Raw genomic sequence first — 16438 nt, forward strand, 5'->3', positions numbered from 1 at the left:
AATTTTAATCAATTTAATCTAGTCCTTGGCATAATTTCCTGATTTTAAGGAAAGAGTGATGTCATGCTAAGCAGTTTTGCTAGTGGTTTTGTCATGGGGCTAAGTCTAATTGTAGCCATTGGGGCGCAAAATGCCTTTGTACTCAAGCAAGGTTTAAAACAACACTATATCTTTGCCATTTGCTTATGCTGTACCTTGTCAGATGCGCTGCTGATTGCAGTTGGGGTATTTGGCTTTTCACACTGGATGCTCTTCAATCCCAATATGTTGTTATGGGCCAAGTACATTGGCGCGTTATTTTTAATTCTGTATGGCGCGCGGCACGCCTACAGTGCCATTCGAGGTGGGCAAAGCTTAACTTTAGCTAGCGAGCAGCCACCAAGTTTAAAACAACTGCTGATCATTTGTTTAGCACTGACTTGGCTTAATCCGCATGTGTATTTAGACACAGTGGTGCTGCTTGGCGCCATTTCCAGTCAGTATGTGGGTACTGAGCACTATTTTGCGTTAGGGGCCATGCTTGCTTCAGGAGTATTTTTCTTTGCGCTAGGCTATGGAGCAAGATTATTATATCCCATCTTTACTCGTCCACGTGCTTGGCAAATATTGGATGGCAGCATCGCACTGATTATGTGGTCAATTGCCTATTCATTGTTGCAATAAAAAGGCACTCTACAGAGTGCCTTTGAATAACCGCTTATGCGCTTTGTAGCGCTTTAAGCTCTTCCAATACTTGTTCAGCGTGGCCTGCGGCTTTGACTTTACGATATTCTTTAACCAAAGTGCCGTTATGGAAAATAAAGCTTGAGCGTTCAATGCCCATGACTTGCTTACCATACATATTTTTTTCTTTAATTACATCAAAGTGTTTACATAACACCTCTTCTTTATCGCTAATTAAATCAATGGTTAACTCTTGTTTAGCGCTGAAGTTTTGATGGGCTTTAACAGAGTCACGCGATACACCAAAAATAGTGGCACCTAAGGCTTCAAATTGATCTTTAAGACCAGAAAAGCTCACCGCTTGCACAGTACATCCCGGAGTTGAATCTTTAGGGTAAAAATATACAATCAGCCAAGGGGAATGGACTTGGCTTAAATTCACTTCGCCGTGTGTAGTTGGGAAATTTTGATTGAGTAAAGTGGTCATCATAGCATCCAAAAAATAATTCGATCATCATCAAATAGACTGAATTGTAGCAAGTTGAGTAATCAAGGCATAAAAAAAGCCTACATCACAGTAGGCTTTTTAGGCAGAAAAAATTAAGATTTTTTCTGAGAAGCTTGCGCTTGTTCAGTCAACTTTTGCAGTTTGTTGACCAATTGTGGACCAAAGCAAGTTTTTAACTCTTGATTTTGTTTTTGTACAAAGGCAAGGGTTGATGGACTTTTCTTTTGATTAATAGCACTTTGGATTTGCCATTTTTGATCATTGGTTAACTTACCATCGGCATTGACTGCACAGGTACAGTACTTGCTCACTTCAGCTGCAGTAAGCTTATTGCCTTTTTTAGTTTCTTCCTTACAAACATTCACTAAAGCAGTTTTAACATTAGTACTTTTATATGCTTGTTGTAATTTATCTTGCGCCTGTGCACCAGTTGCAAAAGCTGCAACTGCTGCCAATACAGCGCCAGAGAGAATGTTTGATTTTAAAATATTCATAACCTTTACCCTATTATTACGGTATATAACGTGTCGGGTCAGCCACACCTGCATCTTCAAAACCTTGTTTACGAAGACGACAACTGTCGCATGTACCACAAGCACGTCCTTGGTCATCTGCTTGATAGCAAGATACCGTTTGACTGTAGTCTACGCCATGTTCTAAGCCTAAGCGAATAATATTTGCTTTGGATAAATGTAACAAAGGTGTTTCAAATTTAAGCGGTTTGCCTTCGACCCCAACTTTGGTGGCAAGACGTGCCATATTGGCAAAGGCTTCGATAAACTCAGGACGGCAATCTGGATAACCTGAATAATCAACCGCATTAATGCCAATCACAATCGCTTCTGCACCAAAGACTTCAGCTGCAGCTAAAGCATAAGATAAAAAGATGGTATTACGCGCAGGGACATAAGTAATTGGAATGCCTTGTTCTTCATGATCTGGCACGTCAATTGTATGATCTGTTAACGCTGAGCCGCCTAAATTACCTAAGTCAATATTAATCACGCGGTGTTCAACACCCGCGGCTTGGGTCATGGCTTGAGCAGCATCGAGCTCTGTGGTGGAGCGCTGACCATACATAAAACTTAACGCGATACACTCATAACGCGCCTGTGCCCAAGCTAAACAAGTGGTTGAGTCAAGGCCGCCAGATAACAACACAATGGCACGAGGGCGCATATTCATTCTCCAAAAATTGAGTTAATTAACGACCGGTTTCGTCATTCCAAAGCAATTTATGTAGTTGCAGCTGGAAACGAACTGGGAGACGGTCATCTAAAATCCACTGCGCAAGATCACGTGCCAATTGTGGCATATGTACTGCGCCTTTTTCGACTGCAAAGGCAGGTGAGAACCAGACGGTACTGACTTTATCTGCCAATTGATAGTGTTCAAGTTGCTGTTTTGACCACACATAGTCTTCACGATTACAAATCACAAATTTAATTTGATCGTGCGGTGTTAAATGATCCAAATTATTTAGCAAATTTCGTGCAACTTCACCTGAAGTTGGAGTTTTTAAATCTAATACTTTTGAAACACGTGCATCGACCTTAGATACATCTAAAGCACCACTGGTCTCTAAAGAGACCTGACAACCTAAATCACTTAAACGCTGCATTAAAGGCAGGGCATTGGGCTGTGCTAGAGGTTCACCACCGGTTACGCAAACATGCGGGGTCCCAAAATCGAGTGTGGTTTGAATAATCTGTTCTAATGATTGGCGCTCACCACCTTCAAAGGAATAGGTAGTATCGCAGTAGCTACAACGTAGCGGACAGCCAGTTAAACGGATAAACACCGTGGGTAAGCCGGCGCTATTGGCTTCACCTTGTAATGAATAAAAGATCTCCGTAATGCGTAAACCCGCAGACGGATCAGAAACAGGGATAGCGGAAGATCGAAGCGTATTCATAACAAAATTAACCGAGAGATAAATAACAAAGTATAAAAATAAAAATCCCTACGACCAGCGCTGGTCGTAGAGACAAGGAACGCATGTTCCGTAGAGAGCGACGACTAGTTAGTCGTCACGTAATAACTCATTTAGGCTGGTTTTAGCACGTGTTTTCGCATCTACTTTTTTCACGATAATCGCAGCATATAAGCTATACGTACCGCATTTAGATGGTAGGCTACCTGCAACAACAACAGAACCTGCTGGTACACGGCCGTAGTGAATTTCGCCTGTTGCGCGGTCGTAAATTTTAGTCGATTGACCAATAAACACGCCCATGGAAATCACAGAACCTTCTTCAACAATCACGCCTTCAACAATTTCAGAACGTGCACCAATGAAGCAGTTGTCTTCAATAATGGTTGGGTTTGCTTGTAGGGGTTCTAATACACCACCAATCCCTACACCACCTGATAAATGTACATTTTTACCAATTTGTGCACATGAACCGACAGTAGCCCAAGTGTCCACCATGGTGCCTTCATCTACATACGCACCAATATTGACATAAGAAGGCATTAAAATTACGCCTTTGGCTTGGAATGAACCACGACGTGCAACAGCAGGTGGTACAACACGTACACCAGCGGCTTTAAATTGCGCTTCAGTCCAACCTGTGAATTTGGTATCTACTTTATCATAGAATTGCAAATCACATGATTCAATTGGCTTGTTGTCGTTCAGCTTAAAAGATAACAATACCGCTTTTTTCAACCATTGATGAACTACCCATTCACCATCAATCTTTTCTGCAACACGTAATGTCCCGTTGTCTAAACCAGCAATTGCTTCTTCAACTGCTGCACGTACTTCAGCTGGGCAATCGGCTGCGCTGAAGTTAGCACGGTCTTCAAAAGCCTGTTCAATAATTGTTGAAAGCTGCGACATGATCTTTTCTTCCAGAAAAAAATTTTTCAAGATTTTACACTATATTTTGCTAAAAGCAGACGAAAAATGAGCTAAGATGCAAAAAATGCTCAAGATTGCAAGTTAAGTTCGATGCTTAGCTTAAAAAACATAAACTAATCGTGTATCAAGCGTAATAAAAATTTTATTTATCAAGAATTAATGCTATTTGTATCAAAAGATAACAAAAAATAATCATTTTTTGGGTGAATTTTACGCAAAAAACAGCATATCATGTGCTGCATAACAATAGACGATCACAAAAAACTCGTTCTGAGGAGAAAAATATGAAATTACGTATGCTTGTTGCAGCAGCCGCTTTAGCGACCGCAGGTTCTGTAATGGCAGACTCATCGGTTGTACGCGATGGCTACCAATTCAACGGTAATCAGTTAATTCCATCAGGCGTACGTGCTGAAGTGGGTACAACAGGTTACGGTGGTGCATTAGTTTGGACTGCAAACCCAAAAGTTGATGTAGTACTTGGTTATAACGGTGGTGACATTTCTTGGTCAGATGATATTTCTGTAGACGGAACCAAGTATGATGCCGATATGGACAACAACGTTGCTTATTTAAATGCGCAAATCCGTCCGTGGTCAAACTGGTTTTATATGGCAGCGGGTGTAGGTTACATCGATTCTAAATATGATTTAAAAGGCCGTCCAGGTAGTGATGGTGAAATCAAGTTAGATGGTAAAACCTTTGGCGCTGACGTTGGTAATGTTGTAGGTAAACTGAAATACGGTAATGATATTGCACCGTATGCAGGTATTGGTTTCTCACCAGCAATCAACAATCGTTGGGGCGTATTTGGTGAAATCGGTGCTTACTACACAGGCAATCCTGAAGTAACACTGTATAACACAGGTAATGCGGGTGCTTTAGATGTCAATGGCACCACAACAGCGGCTGAAGCGCTAGCCAATCAACGTAGCAAATTACAAAATGATGATGAATACGAATGGTTACCAGTGGCTAAGCTAGGTTTAAGCTTCCGCTTCTAATCTATATATGCTAAAAAAACGAGCTACGGCTCGTTTTTTTATGTCTATATCATTTTAAGCTTGATTGGTTTGGTATTCATGAATCACTTCTAAAGCAGCACGAAATGCTTCTTGTGTTGCAGGTGCGCCGCAATAGGGCAAGCTATGCAGTAATACCTCTTGGATTTCTTCTACGGTTGCACCGTTATTTAAAGCACCACGAACATGACCTTTGAGTTCTGCTGGGCTTTTTTGCGCGGTTAAAAAAGCAATGGTAATGAGTGAGCGATATTTACGTGGTAGCACGCCTTCACGTTGCCAAGTTGAACCCCAAGCATGTTCATTAATCCAATCTTGTAAAGGTTGGGTAAATGGCACAGTATTGTCTTGCGCACGTTTGACAAAGCTGGCACCCATGACTTCGGTACGCACTTTTAAGCCATTGTCATAGTCTTGTTGTGACATAAATCCCTCGATGTTTTGATTGTTATTTCAGCATTGTCAGTGTAAACCGCGTGATAGAGGTCGACTACACTGCAAAAGTCGTAGATAAACATCAAGCAGCTTATCGCTGCTTGATGTTCTGCTTGGCGAGATTAAGCGGCTTTTAGGTTTTGGGTATTTAAAGGTACGCCTGTGGCTGCTTGAATCTGTTCAAGCGACACACCTTCCGCCAGTTCAATCAGTTCAACACCATCTGCTGTGATGTCCATGACACCAAGATCAGTGATAATACGCTGTACCACGCCTTTGCCAGTTAATGGTAGGGCACATTGCGGCACAATTTTCGGGCTGCCGTCTTTGGCACAGTGTTCCATCAGGACCACAACTTTTTGTACCCCTGCGACCAAGTCCATGGCACCGCCCATACCTTTGACTTTTTTGCCCGGAATCATCCAATTAGCAAGATCGCCAGTTTGTGACACTTCCATAGCGCCTAAAATCGCAATATTGACATGGCCACCACGGATCATAGCAAAAGATTCTGAGCTTGAGAAAAATGCTGCACCTTTGCGTGCGGTCACGGTTTGTTTACCAGCATTAATTAAATCGGCATCGACGGTGTCTTGGGTAGGAAATTCATCAATCCCCAATAAACCATTTTCAGATTGTAACCAGACGTTAATGCCTTCGGGTAAGTAGTTGGCAACGAGAGTCGGTAAGCCAATGCCTAAATTGACATAGAAGCCGTCTTCAAGTTCAAGGGCAGCACGCGCCGCCATTTGATTACGTGTCCAAGCCATGTTTTAAGCCTCCGCCTTTAACGTCATTTGTTCGATACGTTTTTCAGGTGTTGCATTTAATACAATACGATTGACGTAAATACCCGGTAAATGGATGTCGTCTGGATCAATCTCGCCAATTTCAACCACATGTTCAACTTCGGCAATGGTAAATTTACCCGCCATAGCACATTCTGGGTTAAAGTTACGCGCGGTTTTACGAAACACTAAATTACCCGCTTTGTCGGCTTTATAGGCTTTGACTAAAGCCACATCAGCGGTTAAAGACGGCTCTAAAATATAGTCTTTGCCAGCAAATTCACGTACTTCTTTGCCTTCTGCAATTAAAGTACCCACGCCTGTTTGGGTGTAAAAGGCTGGAATACCTGCACCGCCGGCACGTAATTTTTCTGCCAAAGTCCCTTGTGGGGTCAGTTCAACTTCAAGTTCACCATTTAAATATTGACGTTCAAATTCTTTGTTTTCACCCACATAAGATGAAATCATTTTTTTGATTTGTTTGGTTTGTAATAATTTACCTAAACCAAAATCATCCACACCGGCATTATTTGAAATACAAGTTAAACCCGTAACACCGGTATTTTTAAGCGCTTCAATTAACGCTTCAGGAATACCACATAAACCAAAACCACCCACAGCGAGGGTTTGGTTGTCGGCCACGATATCTTGTAGCGCCACATCGGCACTGGCAACCAATTTATTCATGACTTATGCATCCACCTTGGCTGAAGCCGAATTGTTATCTAATTCAGAAGCATGTAAGAAATGAGTATGATGTGGTGCACGTTTGGTTTTGCTCCACTCTTCCAGCATTTCGTATTTCATTTCTTCAGTAATCATGGCGATTTTTGCAGCTGCAGTTGGATCGTCATAGGCCAATTCTAGGCGGTGACCATTTGGATCAAAGAAATAAATTGAATGGAAAATACCGTGGTTGGTAATGCCTAAAACATCAATACCATTTTCTTCAAGATGTGCTTTAGCAGCCACTAAAGCATCACGATCTTTGACTTTAAGCGCAATATGTTGCACCCATTTTGGCGTGTTTTCGTCACGGCCCATTTCTGGTTGGGTTGGCAGCTCAAAAAACGCTAAAACGTTACCATTGCCTGCATCTAAAAATAAATGCATATACGGGTCAAAGGCTTTAGTCGATGGCACATGGTCTTCTGCAAAGGCTAAAATAAAATCCATATTCAGATTTTTTTTGTACCATTCCACGGTTTCTTTGGCATCTTTACAGCGGTAAGCCACATGATGAATTTTTTCAATTTGAATGGTCATGGTCAATATCCTTATTTATTGTTTATGTCGCATCTGCTTGGTTTTCAGGCGCTGCATGTTGAAATGGCGCCAAGCTTAAGCAGTGCTGATAAATGGCATGAATTTTTGGGTATACGCTGACATCAATGTTAAAGCGTAGCGCATTGTAGATTTGTGGAATCAAGCAGCAATCTGCCAAAGTGGCGTGCTCGCCAAAGCAGAATTTGCCGTTTGAGTCTTGGAGCTGAGCTTCTAAACCTTTTAAACCCAGCTCAACCCAATGGCGATACCATGCCGATTTTTGCTCATCGCTGATCTGCAATTCATTGGATAAATATTGCAATACACGTAAGTTATTGATCGGATGAATATCGCACGCAATGCTTTGACTAAACGCACGAATCAAAGCACGTTGTTTAGGCTCTTGTGGCAGCAGTGCAGTTTCAGGATGCACTTCATCTAAGTATTCCAAAATACTTAAGGATTGCGTCAGAATAAAACCGTCATCATCTAGCGCAGGCACTAAGGCATTGGGATTAATGGCTTGATAAGCAGGCGCATGTTGCTGCCCATCATCTTTGACCAAGTGCACCGGCACCACATCGGCATTTAAACCTTTTAGGTTTAAACCGATGCGTACGCGATAAGCGGCTGAACTGCGAAAATAACTATACAGCTTCACGCGCATCTTCCTCAGTTTGGGCAAAGTTAAACTCAACAGCAGGCAGCACTTTTCCGCTCACTTCACCAAAGCCAATGCGTAGACCGTCTTTTTGGCAGTAGCCTTTCATAATTAAGGTATCGCCATCGGCTAAGAAGCTACGTTGTTCGCCATTTGAAAGCGTTAATGGTTTGGTTGTGTTCCAAGTGAGTTCTAAAAGTGAACCGTAAGAGTCTGGTGTAGGGCCTGAAATAGTCCCTGAGCCCATTAAATCGCCTACTTGTAAATTACAGCCAGCAACGGTGTGGTGGGTTAATTGCTGTGCCATTGACCAATACATATATTTAAAGTTGGTCTGGCAAATCACATCTGCATTGGCAGCATTTTCAGGCTGCAATTCAACAGATAAGTTGATGTCATAGCTGTTGGCGCTTAAGTCTTCGCGTAAGTAAGCCAGTGGTGCAGGCGTTTGTTCTGGGCTGTTGGTTTTAAATGGCTCAAGCGCGTCTAAAGTCACAATCCACGGTGAAATTGAAGAAGCAAAAGTTTTTGCATTAAATGGGCCTAGCGGTACATATTCCCATTGTTGAATATCACGCGCTGACCAGTCATTAAATAGCACCATACCAAAGATGTGATCCCATGCATTTTCAATGGCAACAGGTTCGCCAAGCGCATTGCTTTTACCCACAATAAAGCCCGTTTCGAGTTCAAAGTCGAGCTTACGACATGCCGAAAATACAGGGCGGTCATTGTTAGGTAATTTAATTTGACCCGATGGACGACGCACATCTGTACCGCTGACCACCACAGAACTGGCACGACCGTTATAACCGACAGGTAATTCTGACCAGTTTGGCAGTAAGGCATTTTTAGGATCACGGAACATGCAGCCAACATTGGTGGCATGTTCTTTGGATGAATAGAAATCAGTGTAACCACCAATATGTACAGGCAAGTGCATAGTCACAGCATCTTGTTTAAAAAAGGCTTGATCACGCAGGGCTTGATTGTCACGTAAAGTTGCGTTCTCTGCGCTCAGCAAGGCTTGCAGTTGCTGACGTAATGCTGTCCAGTTGGCACGACCTGATTCAATAAACGCATTTAAAGTGGCTTGATGAAAATAAGGCCCACCAGTCAAGGTCAAAAGACCTGCATTTTCTAACACGCTTAAATCAATCACCCAATCACCAAGGGCCGTGGCACAGTGGCGCTCGCCTGAAGGGCTTTGACTAAATACGCCATAAGGCAAGTTTTGGATCGGAAAATCTGAATCTTGGGCTACATCAATAAATGCGCGAAGTTGAGCTGTCATGGCTGATATCCTTTGTCTCGAAGCATCGCAATCCGTGCGGTATTGCAAAGCGGCATCTGAAAAAAACTTCAAAAAAGGTTGTTTTTGGCACTATAAAATCATTTTCAAAAAATTAAATTAATTAAAAACAATAATTTAAATTCATATTTTTGATCTTATACGCCTAACGTCTAACAACCCTTGATTTTTACTATTAATCTCATCATACTCATTTTCACAGATTACGCAATACATAATTTAGTTACGTATTTCGTAATTAAACTAAAGTTCTAGAGCATAAGGACACGGCCAAGCTGGCAATTAAACAGGCAATTGAGCTGATGTTGTGGCTTTGCAATTGAGCGGCTTCGCGTAGAATGCTCGCTATTGCAATGAGAGTTACAAGATCGATGTCTGAAGAGAAAACCCAAGCTGGAGTGCAGTCACTAGAAGTGGGCTTAACTGTGTTAGATGCTTTAATTGCACACAGCAGTCCCATGATGCTCAAAGAACTGGCAGAAAAACTTGCCATGCATCCCGCCAAAGTGCACCGCTATATGGTGAGCCTAGTACGGATGCAATATGCCAAGCAGTTATTGGATGGACGTTATGCCTTGGGTGATCAAGCATGGCGTTTAGGACTCGGTTGTATTCAACGCACCGATACCATTCAAGCGGCACAAGCACAGATTTACGCGTTGCATCGCCACATTAATTGCGGCTTGCAAATTAGTAAATGGAGCTCACAAGGCCCATTAGTTGTGCAATGGATTGAACCCAATCAGCCGGTATCTGTGATTACCCGTGTTGGTTCAGTCATGCCGATGTTGAATTCCGCAACGGGACGTACTTTTGCGGCTTTTATGCCCGAAGCCATGATTCGACCGCTGCTAGAGCAAGAATGGCAACACAAACAGGCGCAGGGAATTGCGGTTTATCCGGGGAACTGGGCCGAATTTGAACAGATGAAACAGGGCATTCTCCAAGTGGGTGCAGCCACAGTTTCAGGCGATATGCTGGCAGGCGTGAATGCCATCTGCGTGCCGATTTTCAATATTCATGGCGAAATTGAATTTTGTATTGCGGCACTCGGTAGCGAACAACATCTGCCAATTGATTTTAGCCACGAGCGGGTACAGGCCTTGCAAGGAACTGCAAAAGCCTTAACTGCTCAAATCACACAAGGTTAAGTATGCGTGCTTGACCTTGTGCTTTAGACTCAGGGAAAGCACGATGAGAAATTCCAAATTTTTCTACGGCTGGTGGATTGTACTGGCATTGATGGTGATTTCAGGTTCAGCGATTGCGCTGACCATCACCACATTTAATATTTATCTGAATGCTTTTACTCAACAAGTGGGGATTAGCGCGACACAATTTGCCTTGTGCTCGACCATTATTAACATTACGGTGATGTTGTTTTCACCTAAAATTGGCAAGCTATTACAGCAACATACCAAAAAAGCGCTCTTGTTTTTCTTAACTGGCTTTTGCTTAAGCTATGCAGCGTTTTCTTTAGCGACTAACGTGGTGAGCCTGTATGTGGTTGCAGCGCTGTTTGGCTTCTTCTCAACAGGTTTAACCTTTATTCCACCCAATATTTTAGTCAATCGTTGGTTTGTGGAGAAAAAAGGTTTAGCCATGAGTTTGGCTTTATCTGGTAGTGCCTTCTTTGGGATGGGCTTAAGTAAATATATCAGTTACTGCATCGAACATTACAGCACAGGTTTTGCCTATCAGAGCGTGGCGTTGATGATGTTTGTGGTCGGCAGCATTCTCATTTTACTCTTGATTAAAGAGTCACCTGAGCAAATGGGACTAAAAGCGCTTGGTGCTGATCAGGTGAGTCAGCAAAGCAGCACACAATCCAATTTAGCTTTGGTGCATTTACCCGCCAAAGAACTCAAAAAGAAAGCATTTTTTTGGTCAATGTTGGCGGCACAATTTTTAGTCGGCTTTGTCGGTGGCGGTATTGTGTTGCAATTACCCGTTTATCTGCAAAACACCTTTGGCATGCAACAAGCAGCGACTTTATTGGTCATTACCTTAGGGGTGATGATCTTCGCGAAAGTCTTACTGGGCTGGTTGTATGACAAATTTGGTTCGGTATTTTCAACCGCGATTGTGGTGGCATGTATCTTAATGACCTGTATTCCCTTTATTTTCACCACTTCAAGTGAGATGTGGGTACTCGGTCTGGTGGGTGTGTTGTTCTGGGGGATGGGCAACTGTGTAGGTACAGTGACGCCTGCGGTGATTGCCTCTAAAACTTACGGCCCTGAGCATTATGGCGAAGTGTATGGCATTTGCTTACGCTTCCAGACCTTAGGGATTGCCAGTGGGGTACCTGCAATTTCAATGCTCGCTACAGCAACGGGTTCATTTAGTATGGTGTGGATGATCTGTACCGTACTCACCATTTTATTATTTGCTTTTTATGTATATGGATTACGCGGCAGTCAAGCATACCGTTGTATTGCTCAGCCTGATCTATATTCTTCTTTATCAAAATCTTAAAAACGGCAGGACAAGGAGTTCAAGATGCATTTTCCAGAAACTAAGCCACGCGATTCGCTTTACTACAACTACCAAGTATATCCCTATTTTCATAGGCAGAGCGATGTGGTGACAGATGCACAAACCGTGACTGTGGTGGGTGCTGGCCCAATTGGCATGAGCACTGCATTATTGCTGGCGAAGCAAGGTGTTAAGGTGATCTTACTTTCAGCTGAACAGCAATTGTCTGAAGGTAGCCGTGCTTTGGTGTATACCAAGCGTTCAATGGAAATTTTAAATGCCGCTGGCGCTGCAGATAAAATTATGCAACGTGCATTGCCTTGGACACATGGTAATTCGATCTATAAAGGTCAAGTGTGTTTCCGTATGGCAACGCCTGTGAATGAACATGATCAGTTCTATCCACTGAATAACTTACAACAAAATTGGTTAGAACATTATTTATTAGCAACCATTCAAGAGGATGACAATATTGAAGTGTGCTGGGGCAACAAAGTTGTGGCGCAAAGCCAAGACAATGAGCAAGTAACCTTAACTGTTCATACTCCTGAAGGCGAGTACCGTCATCTCTCAAATTGGGTGGTAGCAGCGGATGGGGGGCGTTCACCAATTCGTGAAAGCATGAAACTGTGGATGGAAGGTGCCAGCTACGAAGGTCGTTTCGTGATTGCTGATATCCGTATTAAATTGGATTATCCAACCGAGCGTTTAGCGTTCTTCTCACCTGATTGGAATCCGGGTAACACGATTTTAATGCATCGTGAGCCAGATAATATTTGGCGTTTTGACTATCAGTTAGATCCAAGTATTGCCCCTGAAGAGGCACTAAAACCTGAAAATCTGAGCAAAGCGGTGAATGATCAATTAAAAATGATTGGTCAAGATCATTTAGAGTGGGAAATGGATTGGAGCACAGTCTATTCAGCGCGTGCTTTAACCTTAGACAACTATGTGCATAACCGAATTATGTTTGTTGGTGATGCAGCACATTTATTGCCAATCTTTGGGGTACGTGGTGCCAATACCGGTTTCCAAGATGCACAAGATTTAGCATGGAAACTTGCTGCGGTGGTGAATGGTTGGGCACCTGAAAAACTTTTACAAAGCTATACCTTTGATCGTGTAGGCGCTGCGCGTGAAATCATCGCTGAAGCGGGTAAATCAACCCGTTTTATGGCACCGCCATCACATGGTTTCCGCTTATTACGTAACGCTGTGTTGTCGTTATCTTTACAACATGAGTTTGTGCGTCCGCTGTACCACTGGCGTACCTCGCGTCCACATGCCTACACGCATTCGCCTTTGAACAGTAAAAATGACGATAACGCGTTAATGAATGAAATCACAGAAAATGGTGCTTTAATTCCAAATGTGAAATTTGCCGATGGTTCATTCTTATATGATTCAATTAGCGGTAAATTTAGTGTGATTGCGCTGACTGAAAACGGTCAAGTGGCTGAAGGTTTAGTGGCAGAAGTAGCAGCACTTAAAAAGCGTGGTGTGCCTGCACAATTGTTGGCTTTAAATATTGATGCGGCTAGCATTGCAGAGGCAGATGTCAACTTAACTATTTCGGCGCAAATTGCTGCAGAACGTTTCTTTGCCGCGGCAGGTGCTGTGTACTTGGTGCGTCCGGGGCATCACATCAATGGTCGTTGGATCAACTACCGTGACAACGCGATTACTGAAACTTTAAATCAATTTATCATGGCGCCAGCAGGAGCAGCAGCATGAGCAATATCTCAATTCCAGAACTCGAAAAAGTCTATGACCATTTAGCAGAGAGCATTGATGCGATTGCTGAAGATAAACGTGAGTTATTTTTAGTGAAACTTGCTTTGTTAAGTGCCAATCAAATCCAAGATGGCAACTTATTTGTACAGTTAATCAATCAAGCCAAAGTGTTTGAAGATTAAGGATAAATATTTAAAAAAGCCCGTGTAAACGGGCTTTTTTTTAAAGTGTTACACGTTATTGGCTTTTGCCTTTAAATTCTTTGAAATCTGCTTTTCGGATCATGGCATGCACGCCTTTGGTTTTATCCACCACTTGTGACACTTCAAAATCAGTGGCTGCACTTAGATACGCATAAGCAATATGCTCTTCAATGCCATATTCTTGATTTAAAAAACGAATGGCTTCACGAGTTGATTTTTTCATGGCTTCATCAAGGTCTTCATCTAAACCGGGCGTAATCCAAAACTGTGCGTTTTCAGCCAATGGCTGGGTGATAGTTCTACCGGGAATATTGGCTTGACCTGCTTTAATCAAGGTTAATTTCAGCGTAGCACGCGTTGAGCCTTCAAGTGCTGTAAGGGAAACCTCGCCATCACCTTGGGCAAAATGACCATCACCGGTATAAAACAGCGCATCTTTCACTTGTACCGGATAGTAAACGGTTGCACCTTTACCCAGTTCATTAATATCAATATTGCCACCATACAGGGCAGGTGGAACCGAATGCACAGGCGCGCTAGTATTGGCAGCCACCCCCATTAAGCCCATAAAAGGTGCAAGTGGAAAACGAATGGCAGCACCACTTGTGGTTTTAATCACGCCTTCATAGTCACCTTGTGCATTTTTCTCAATTGGGGTGAAGACAGAGACATTGCCATAACGCTCAGGATGCTGCGCAGAAGGATTGGCTTGTTGGGCTTTTTGAGGAAACTCACCCACTAAAGCCCCTTTACCATGCCGATTAGAAATCACGCCATAAGGCACACGCGGCTCTACATTTAAGACTTCAACTTTGAGCACATCGCCTGGCATCGCGCCACGAATAGCTACCGGACCTGTCACAATATGCGGGCCATCTTTGTGAAAATCATGTTGAAGCTTGGACTGCGTAATCAGCATGGCTTCTGGCAAAATATGTGCGGCTTTAACCCCTTGTGCTTGGAAATATTTTTTCGCATCACGACCTTGGTCTTCTAATAAACCTTCATGTGAGACGGTATCAAAAACTACTGTACTGCCTGAATCTACGGTGAGTACTGCTTTTGCATCACGATTAGGTAAATAGCCCCACGTAATGGTGTCTAAAGTGGATGGAACATAATAATGCCCTTGATGGGCACCAGTGTTAAGTTGAGTCGGGGTTGAATGGATTTGCTTTAAGATCGTGAAGTCTTCTGCAAAGCTGATTGGGCTTGTAAGCCCTGTGACTAAAGCCAATGAAAGCAATTTAAGTTTAAAACCCGACATAAAGTGTCCTAAAAATCAGAAAAAGATCATGAGAACTGAGCAAAGATTATGCCAAGGTTTTTTGACCTTCTGGTCTAAATATACAAGAAAAGTGCACTAAAATATGGCTACTTTAAAATGTTCAAGCATAAAAAAGCCCTCAACAGAGGGCTTTTAAACACATTGAAGTATTACGCTTCAATGACTTGAACATCAATTTTTTTCGCAGGATCGGCTTTACGACGTACTGCTGGTACTGGCTCACCGTAGTATTGACGGTCAGCAAAGTAGCTTGAACGTACCATTGGCGCTGCCCAAATATTTTTAAAGCCCAGCTTTTGGCCATGTGCAGTATAACGCTCAAACTCTTCAGGCGTTACAAAGCGGTCAATTGGCGCATGCTGTTTTGATGGTTGTAGGTACTGACCAATGGTCACGTAATCCACACCGTGTGCGTGTAAATCATCAAGCAGAGCAATGACTTCTTCTTCCGTTTCACCAATACCGACCATCAAACCACATTTGGTTGGTACATCTGGGCAATATTCTTTAAACATTTTTAAAAGGTTTAAAGAGTGTTGGTAATCTGAACCCGGACGCATGGCTTTATATAGACGCGGTACAGTTTCGATGTTGTGGTTAAATACATCTGGCGGACATTCCGTCATAATACGTAACGCTACATCCATACGACCACGGAAATCAGGCACTAAAATTTCAAGTAAAGTTTTCGGGCTTAACGCACGCGCTTCTCTAATACAGTCCACAAAATGTTGTGCACCGCCGTCTAATAAGTCATCACGGTCAACCGAAGTAATGACTGCATATTTCAGACCTAAGTTGGCAATGGTTTCTGCCATATGACGAGGTTCATCTGGGTCAAGCGCATTAGGACGACCGTGTGCCACATCACAAAATGGGCAACGACGGGTACAAATGTCACCCATAATCATAAAGGTTGCTGTACCACCGCCAAAACACTCAGGTAAGTTCGGACAAGCGGCTTCTTCACATACTGTATGTAATTTTTGCGCACGTAAGGTGGTTTTAATGCGTTGCACTTCTTCTGGTGCCGCCATTTTTACGCGAATCCAATCCGGCTTACGTGGGGTTTCAACCGTAGGAACAACTTTTACAGGAATACGCGCGACTTTCTCTGCGCCACGAAGTTTAACACCCTGTTCAGGTTTACGGTTTTCAGACATATTCAATTTTTCCACTGTTTTTTAACGGGGGAGATATTTCAATCACAATGC

General features: G+C 42.8%; 19 protein-coding genes. 6 read left to right on the top strand and 13 right to left on the bottom strand.

The genetic code is table 11. The features are described 5' to 3' along the window. Positions 1-63: 63 nt before the first annotated feature. On the top strand, positions 64-663 hold the full coding sequence (locus AC5YCD_RS01045; protein ID WP_496128267.1) for a LysE/ArgO family amino acid transporter: 600 nt from the start codon (positions 64-66) through the stop codon (positions 661-663). A gap of 34 nt (positions 664-697) precedes the next feature. Here the strand turns inward: AC5YCD_RS01045 and AC5YCD_RS01050 are convergent, their stop codons facing one another. From AC5YCD_RS01050 to dapD, 5 genes are all read right to left on the bottom strand, one after another. After that, on the bottom strand, positions 698-1150 hold the full coding sequence (locus tag AC5YCD_RS01050) for a peroxiredoxin (protein WP_496128268.1): 453 nt from the start codon (positions 1148-1150) through the stop codon (positions 698-700). Between the two features lie 113 nt (positions 1151-1263). Further along, the gene (locus AC5YCD_RS01055) at positions 1264-1665 is read right to left on the bottom strand and encodes a hypothetical protein (RefSeq protein WP_496128269.1); all 402 of its coding nucleotides are present in this window, start codon (positions 1663-1665) and stop codon (positions 1264-1266) included. 16 nt (positions 1666-1681) lie between these two features. Beyond that, a complete protein-coding gene (gene queC, locus AC5YCD_RS01060) occupies positions 1682-2350 on the bottom strand; it encodes a 7-cyano-7-deazaguanine synthase QueC (protein ID WP_496128529.1) in 669 nt (222 codons plus the stop codon). 25 nt (positions 2351-2375) lie between these two features. Next, entirely contained in the window at positions 2376-3086 is a 711-nt protein-coding gene (queE, locus tag AC5YCD_RS01065) for a 7-carboxy-7-deazaguanine synthase QueE (protein WP_496128270.1), read from the bottom strand. A gap of 108 nt (positions 3087-3194) precedes the next feature. Continuing rightward, on the bottom strand, positions 3195-4016 hold the full coding sequence (gene dapD, locus AC5YCD_RS01070; protein ID WP_496128271.1) for a 2,3,4,5-tetrahydropyridine-2,6-dicarboxylate N-succinyltransferase: 822 nt from the start codon (positions 4014-4016) through the stop codon (positions 3195-3197). A 305-nt stretch (positions 4017-4321) separates the two neighbouring features. Here dapD and carO point away from each other — a divergent pair, with 305 nt between their 5' ends. Continuing rightward, complete coding sequence (gene carO / locus AC5YCD_RS01075) at positions 4322-5041, top strand: ornithine uptake porin CarO (RefSeq protein ID WP_496128272.1); 720 nt, start codon at positions 4322-4324, stop codon at positions 5039-5041. A gap of 54 nt (positions 5042-5095) precedes the next feature. Here the strand turns inward: carO and AC5YCD_RS01080 are convergent, their stop codons facing one another. From AC5YCD_RS01080 to fahA, 6 genes are all read right to left on the bottom strand, one after another. Next, positions 5096-5485 carry a carboxymuconolactone decarboxylase family protein gene (locus tag AC5YCD_RS01080; protein WP_496128273.1) on the bottom strand — a complete coding sequence of 130 codons (390 nt, stop codon included), beginning with the start codon at positions 5483-5485 and terminating at the stop codon, positions 5096-5098. A gap of 131 nt (positions 5486-5616) precedes the next feature. Further along, positions 5617-6264, bottom strand: a complete 648-nt coding sequence (locus tag AC5YCD_RS01085; RefSeq protein ID WP_496128274.1) for a CoA transferase subunit B — start codon at positions 6262-6264, stop codon at positions 5617-5619. A gap of 3 nt (positions 6265-6267) precedes the next feature. Continuing rightward, complete coding sequence (locus AC5YCD_RS01090) at positions 6268-6969, bottom strand: CoA transferase subunit A (RefSeq protein WP_496128275.1); 702 nt, start codon at positions 6967-6969, stop codon at positions 6268-6270. Positions 6970-6972: 3 nt separating this feature from the next. Then, positions 6973-7548 (bottom strand): VOC family protein, encoded by a 576-nt coding sequence (locus tag AC5YCD_RS01095; protein WP_496128276.1) that lies wholly within the window; start codon positions 7546-7548, stop codon positions 6973-6975. A 22-nt stretch (positions 7549-7570) separates the two neighbouring features. Further along, positions 7571-8209 (bottom strand): maleylacetoacetate isomerase, encoded by a 639-nt coding sequence (maiA, locus tag AC5YCD_RS01100; RefSeq protein ID WP_496128277.1) that lies wholly within the window; start codon positions 8207-8209, stop codon positions 7571-7573. Next, positions 8196-9503, bottom strand: a complete 1308-nt coding sequence (gene fahA, locus AC5YCD_RS01105) for a fumarylacetoacetase (RefSeq protein ID WP_496128278.1) — start codon at positions 9501-9503, stop codon at positions 8196-8198. The genes maiA and fahA overlap by 14 nt, the downstream gene beginning before the upstream one ends. 389 nt (positions 9504-9892) lie before the next feature. Here fahA and AC5YCD_RS01110 point away from each other — a divergent pair, with 389 nt between their 5' ends. The 4 genes from AC5YCD_RS01110 to AC5YCD_RS01125 are packed head-to-tail and all read left to right on the top strand — an operon-like array spanning position 9893 to position 13915. Further along, on the top strand, positions 9893-10672 hold the full coding sequence (locus AC5YCD_RS01110) for an IclR family transcriptional regulator (RefSeq protein ID WP_496128530.1): 780 nt from the start codon (positions 9893-9895) through the stop codon (positions 10670-10672). 43 nt (positions 10673-10715) lie between these two features. Next, positions 10716-11999 carry an MFS transporter gene (locus tag AC5YCD_RS01115; protein ID WP_496128279.1) on the top strand — a complete coding sequence of 428 codons (1284 nt, stop codon included), beginning with the start codon at positions 10716-10718 and terminating at the stop codon, positions 11997-11999. Positions 12000-12023: 24 nt separating this feature from the next. Beyond that, the gene (locus AC5YCD_RS01120; RefSeq protein ID WP_496128280.1) at positions 12024-13733 is read left to right on the top strand and encodes an FAD-dependent monooxygenase; all 1710 of its coding nucleotides are present in this window, start codon (positions 12024-12026) and stop codon (positions 13731-13733) included. Then, entirely contained in the window at positions 13730-13915 is a 186-nt protein-coding gene (locus AC5YCD_RS01125) for a hypothetical protein (RefSeq protein WP_496128281.1), read from the top strand. The genes AC5YCD_RS01120 and AC5YCD_RS01125 overlap by 4 nt, the downstream gene beginning before the upstream one ends. A gap of 55 nt (positions 13916-13970) precedes the next feature. Here the strand turns inward: AC5YCD_RS01125 and AC5YCD_RS01130 are convergent, their stop codons facing one another. Continuing rightward, positions 13971-15203 (bottom strand): acetamidase/formamidase family protein, encoded by a 1233-nt coding sequence (locus AC5YCD_RS01130; RefSeq protein WP_496128282.1) that lies wholly within the window; start codon positions 15201-15203, stop codon positions 13971-13973. 170 nt (positions 15204-15373) lie between these two features. Continuing rightward, positions 15374-16387, bottom strand: a complete 1014-nt coding sequence (gene lipA / locus AC5YCD_RS01135; protein WP_496128283.1) for a lipoyl synthase — start codon at positions 16385-16387, stop codon at positions 15374-15376. Between the last annotated feature and the right edge of the window lie 51 nt (positions 16388-16438).

Source organism: Acinetobacter sp. CY05 (genome assembly GCF_059515805.1).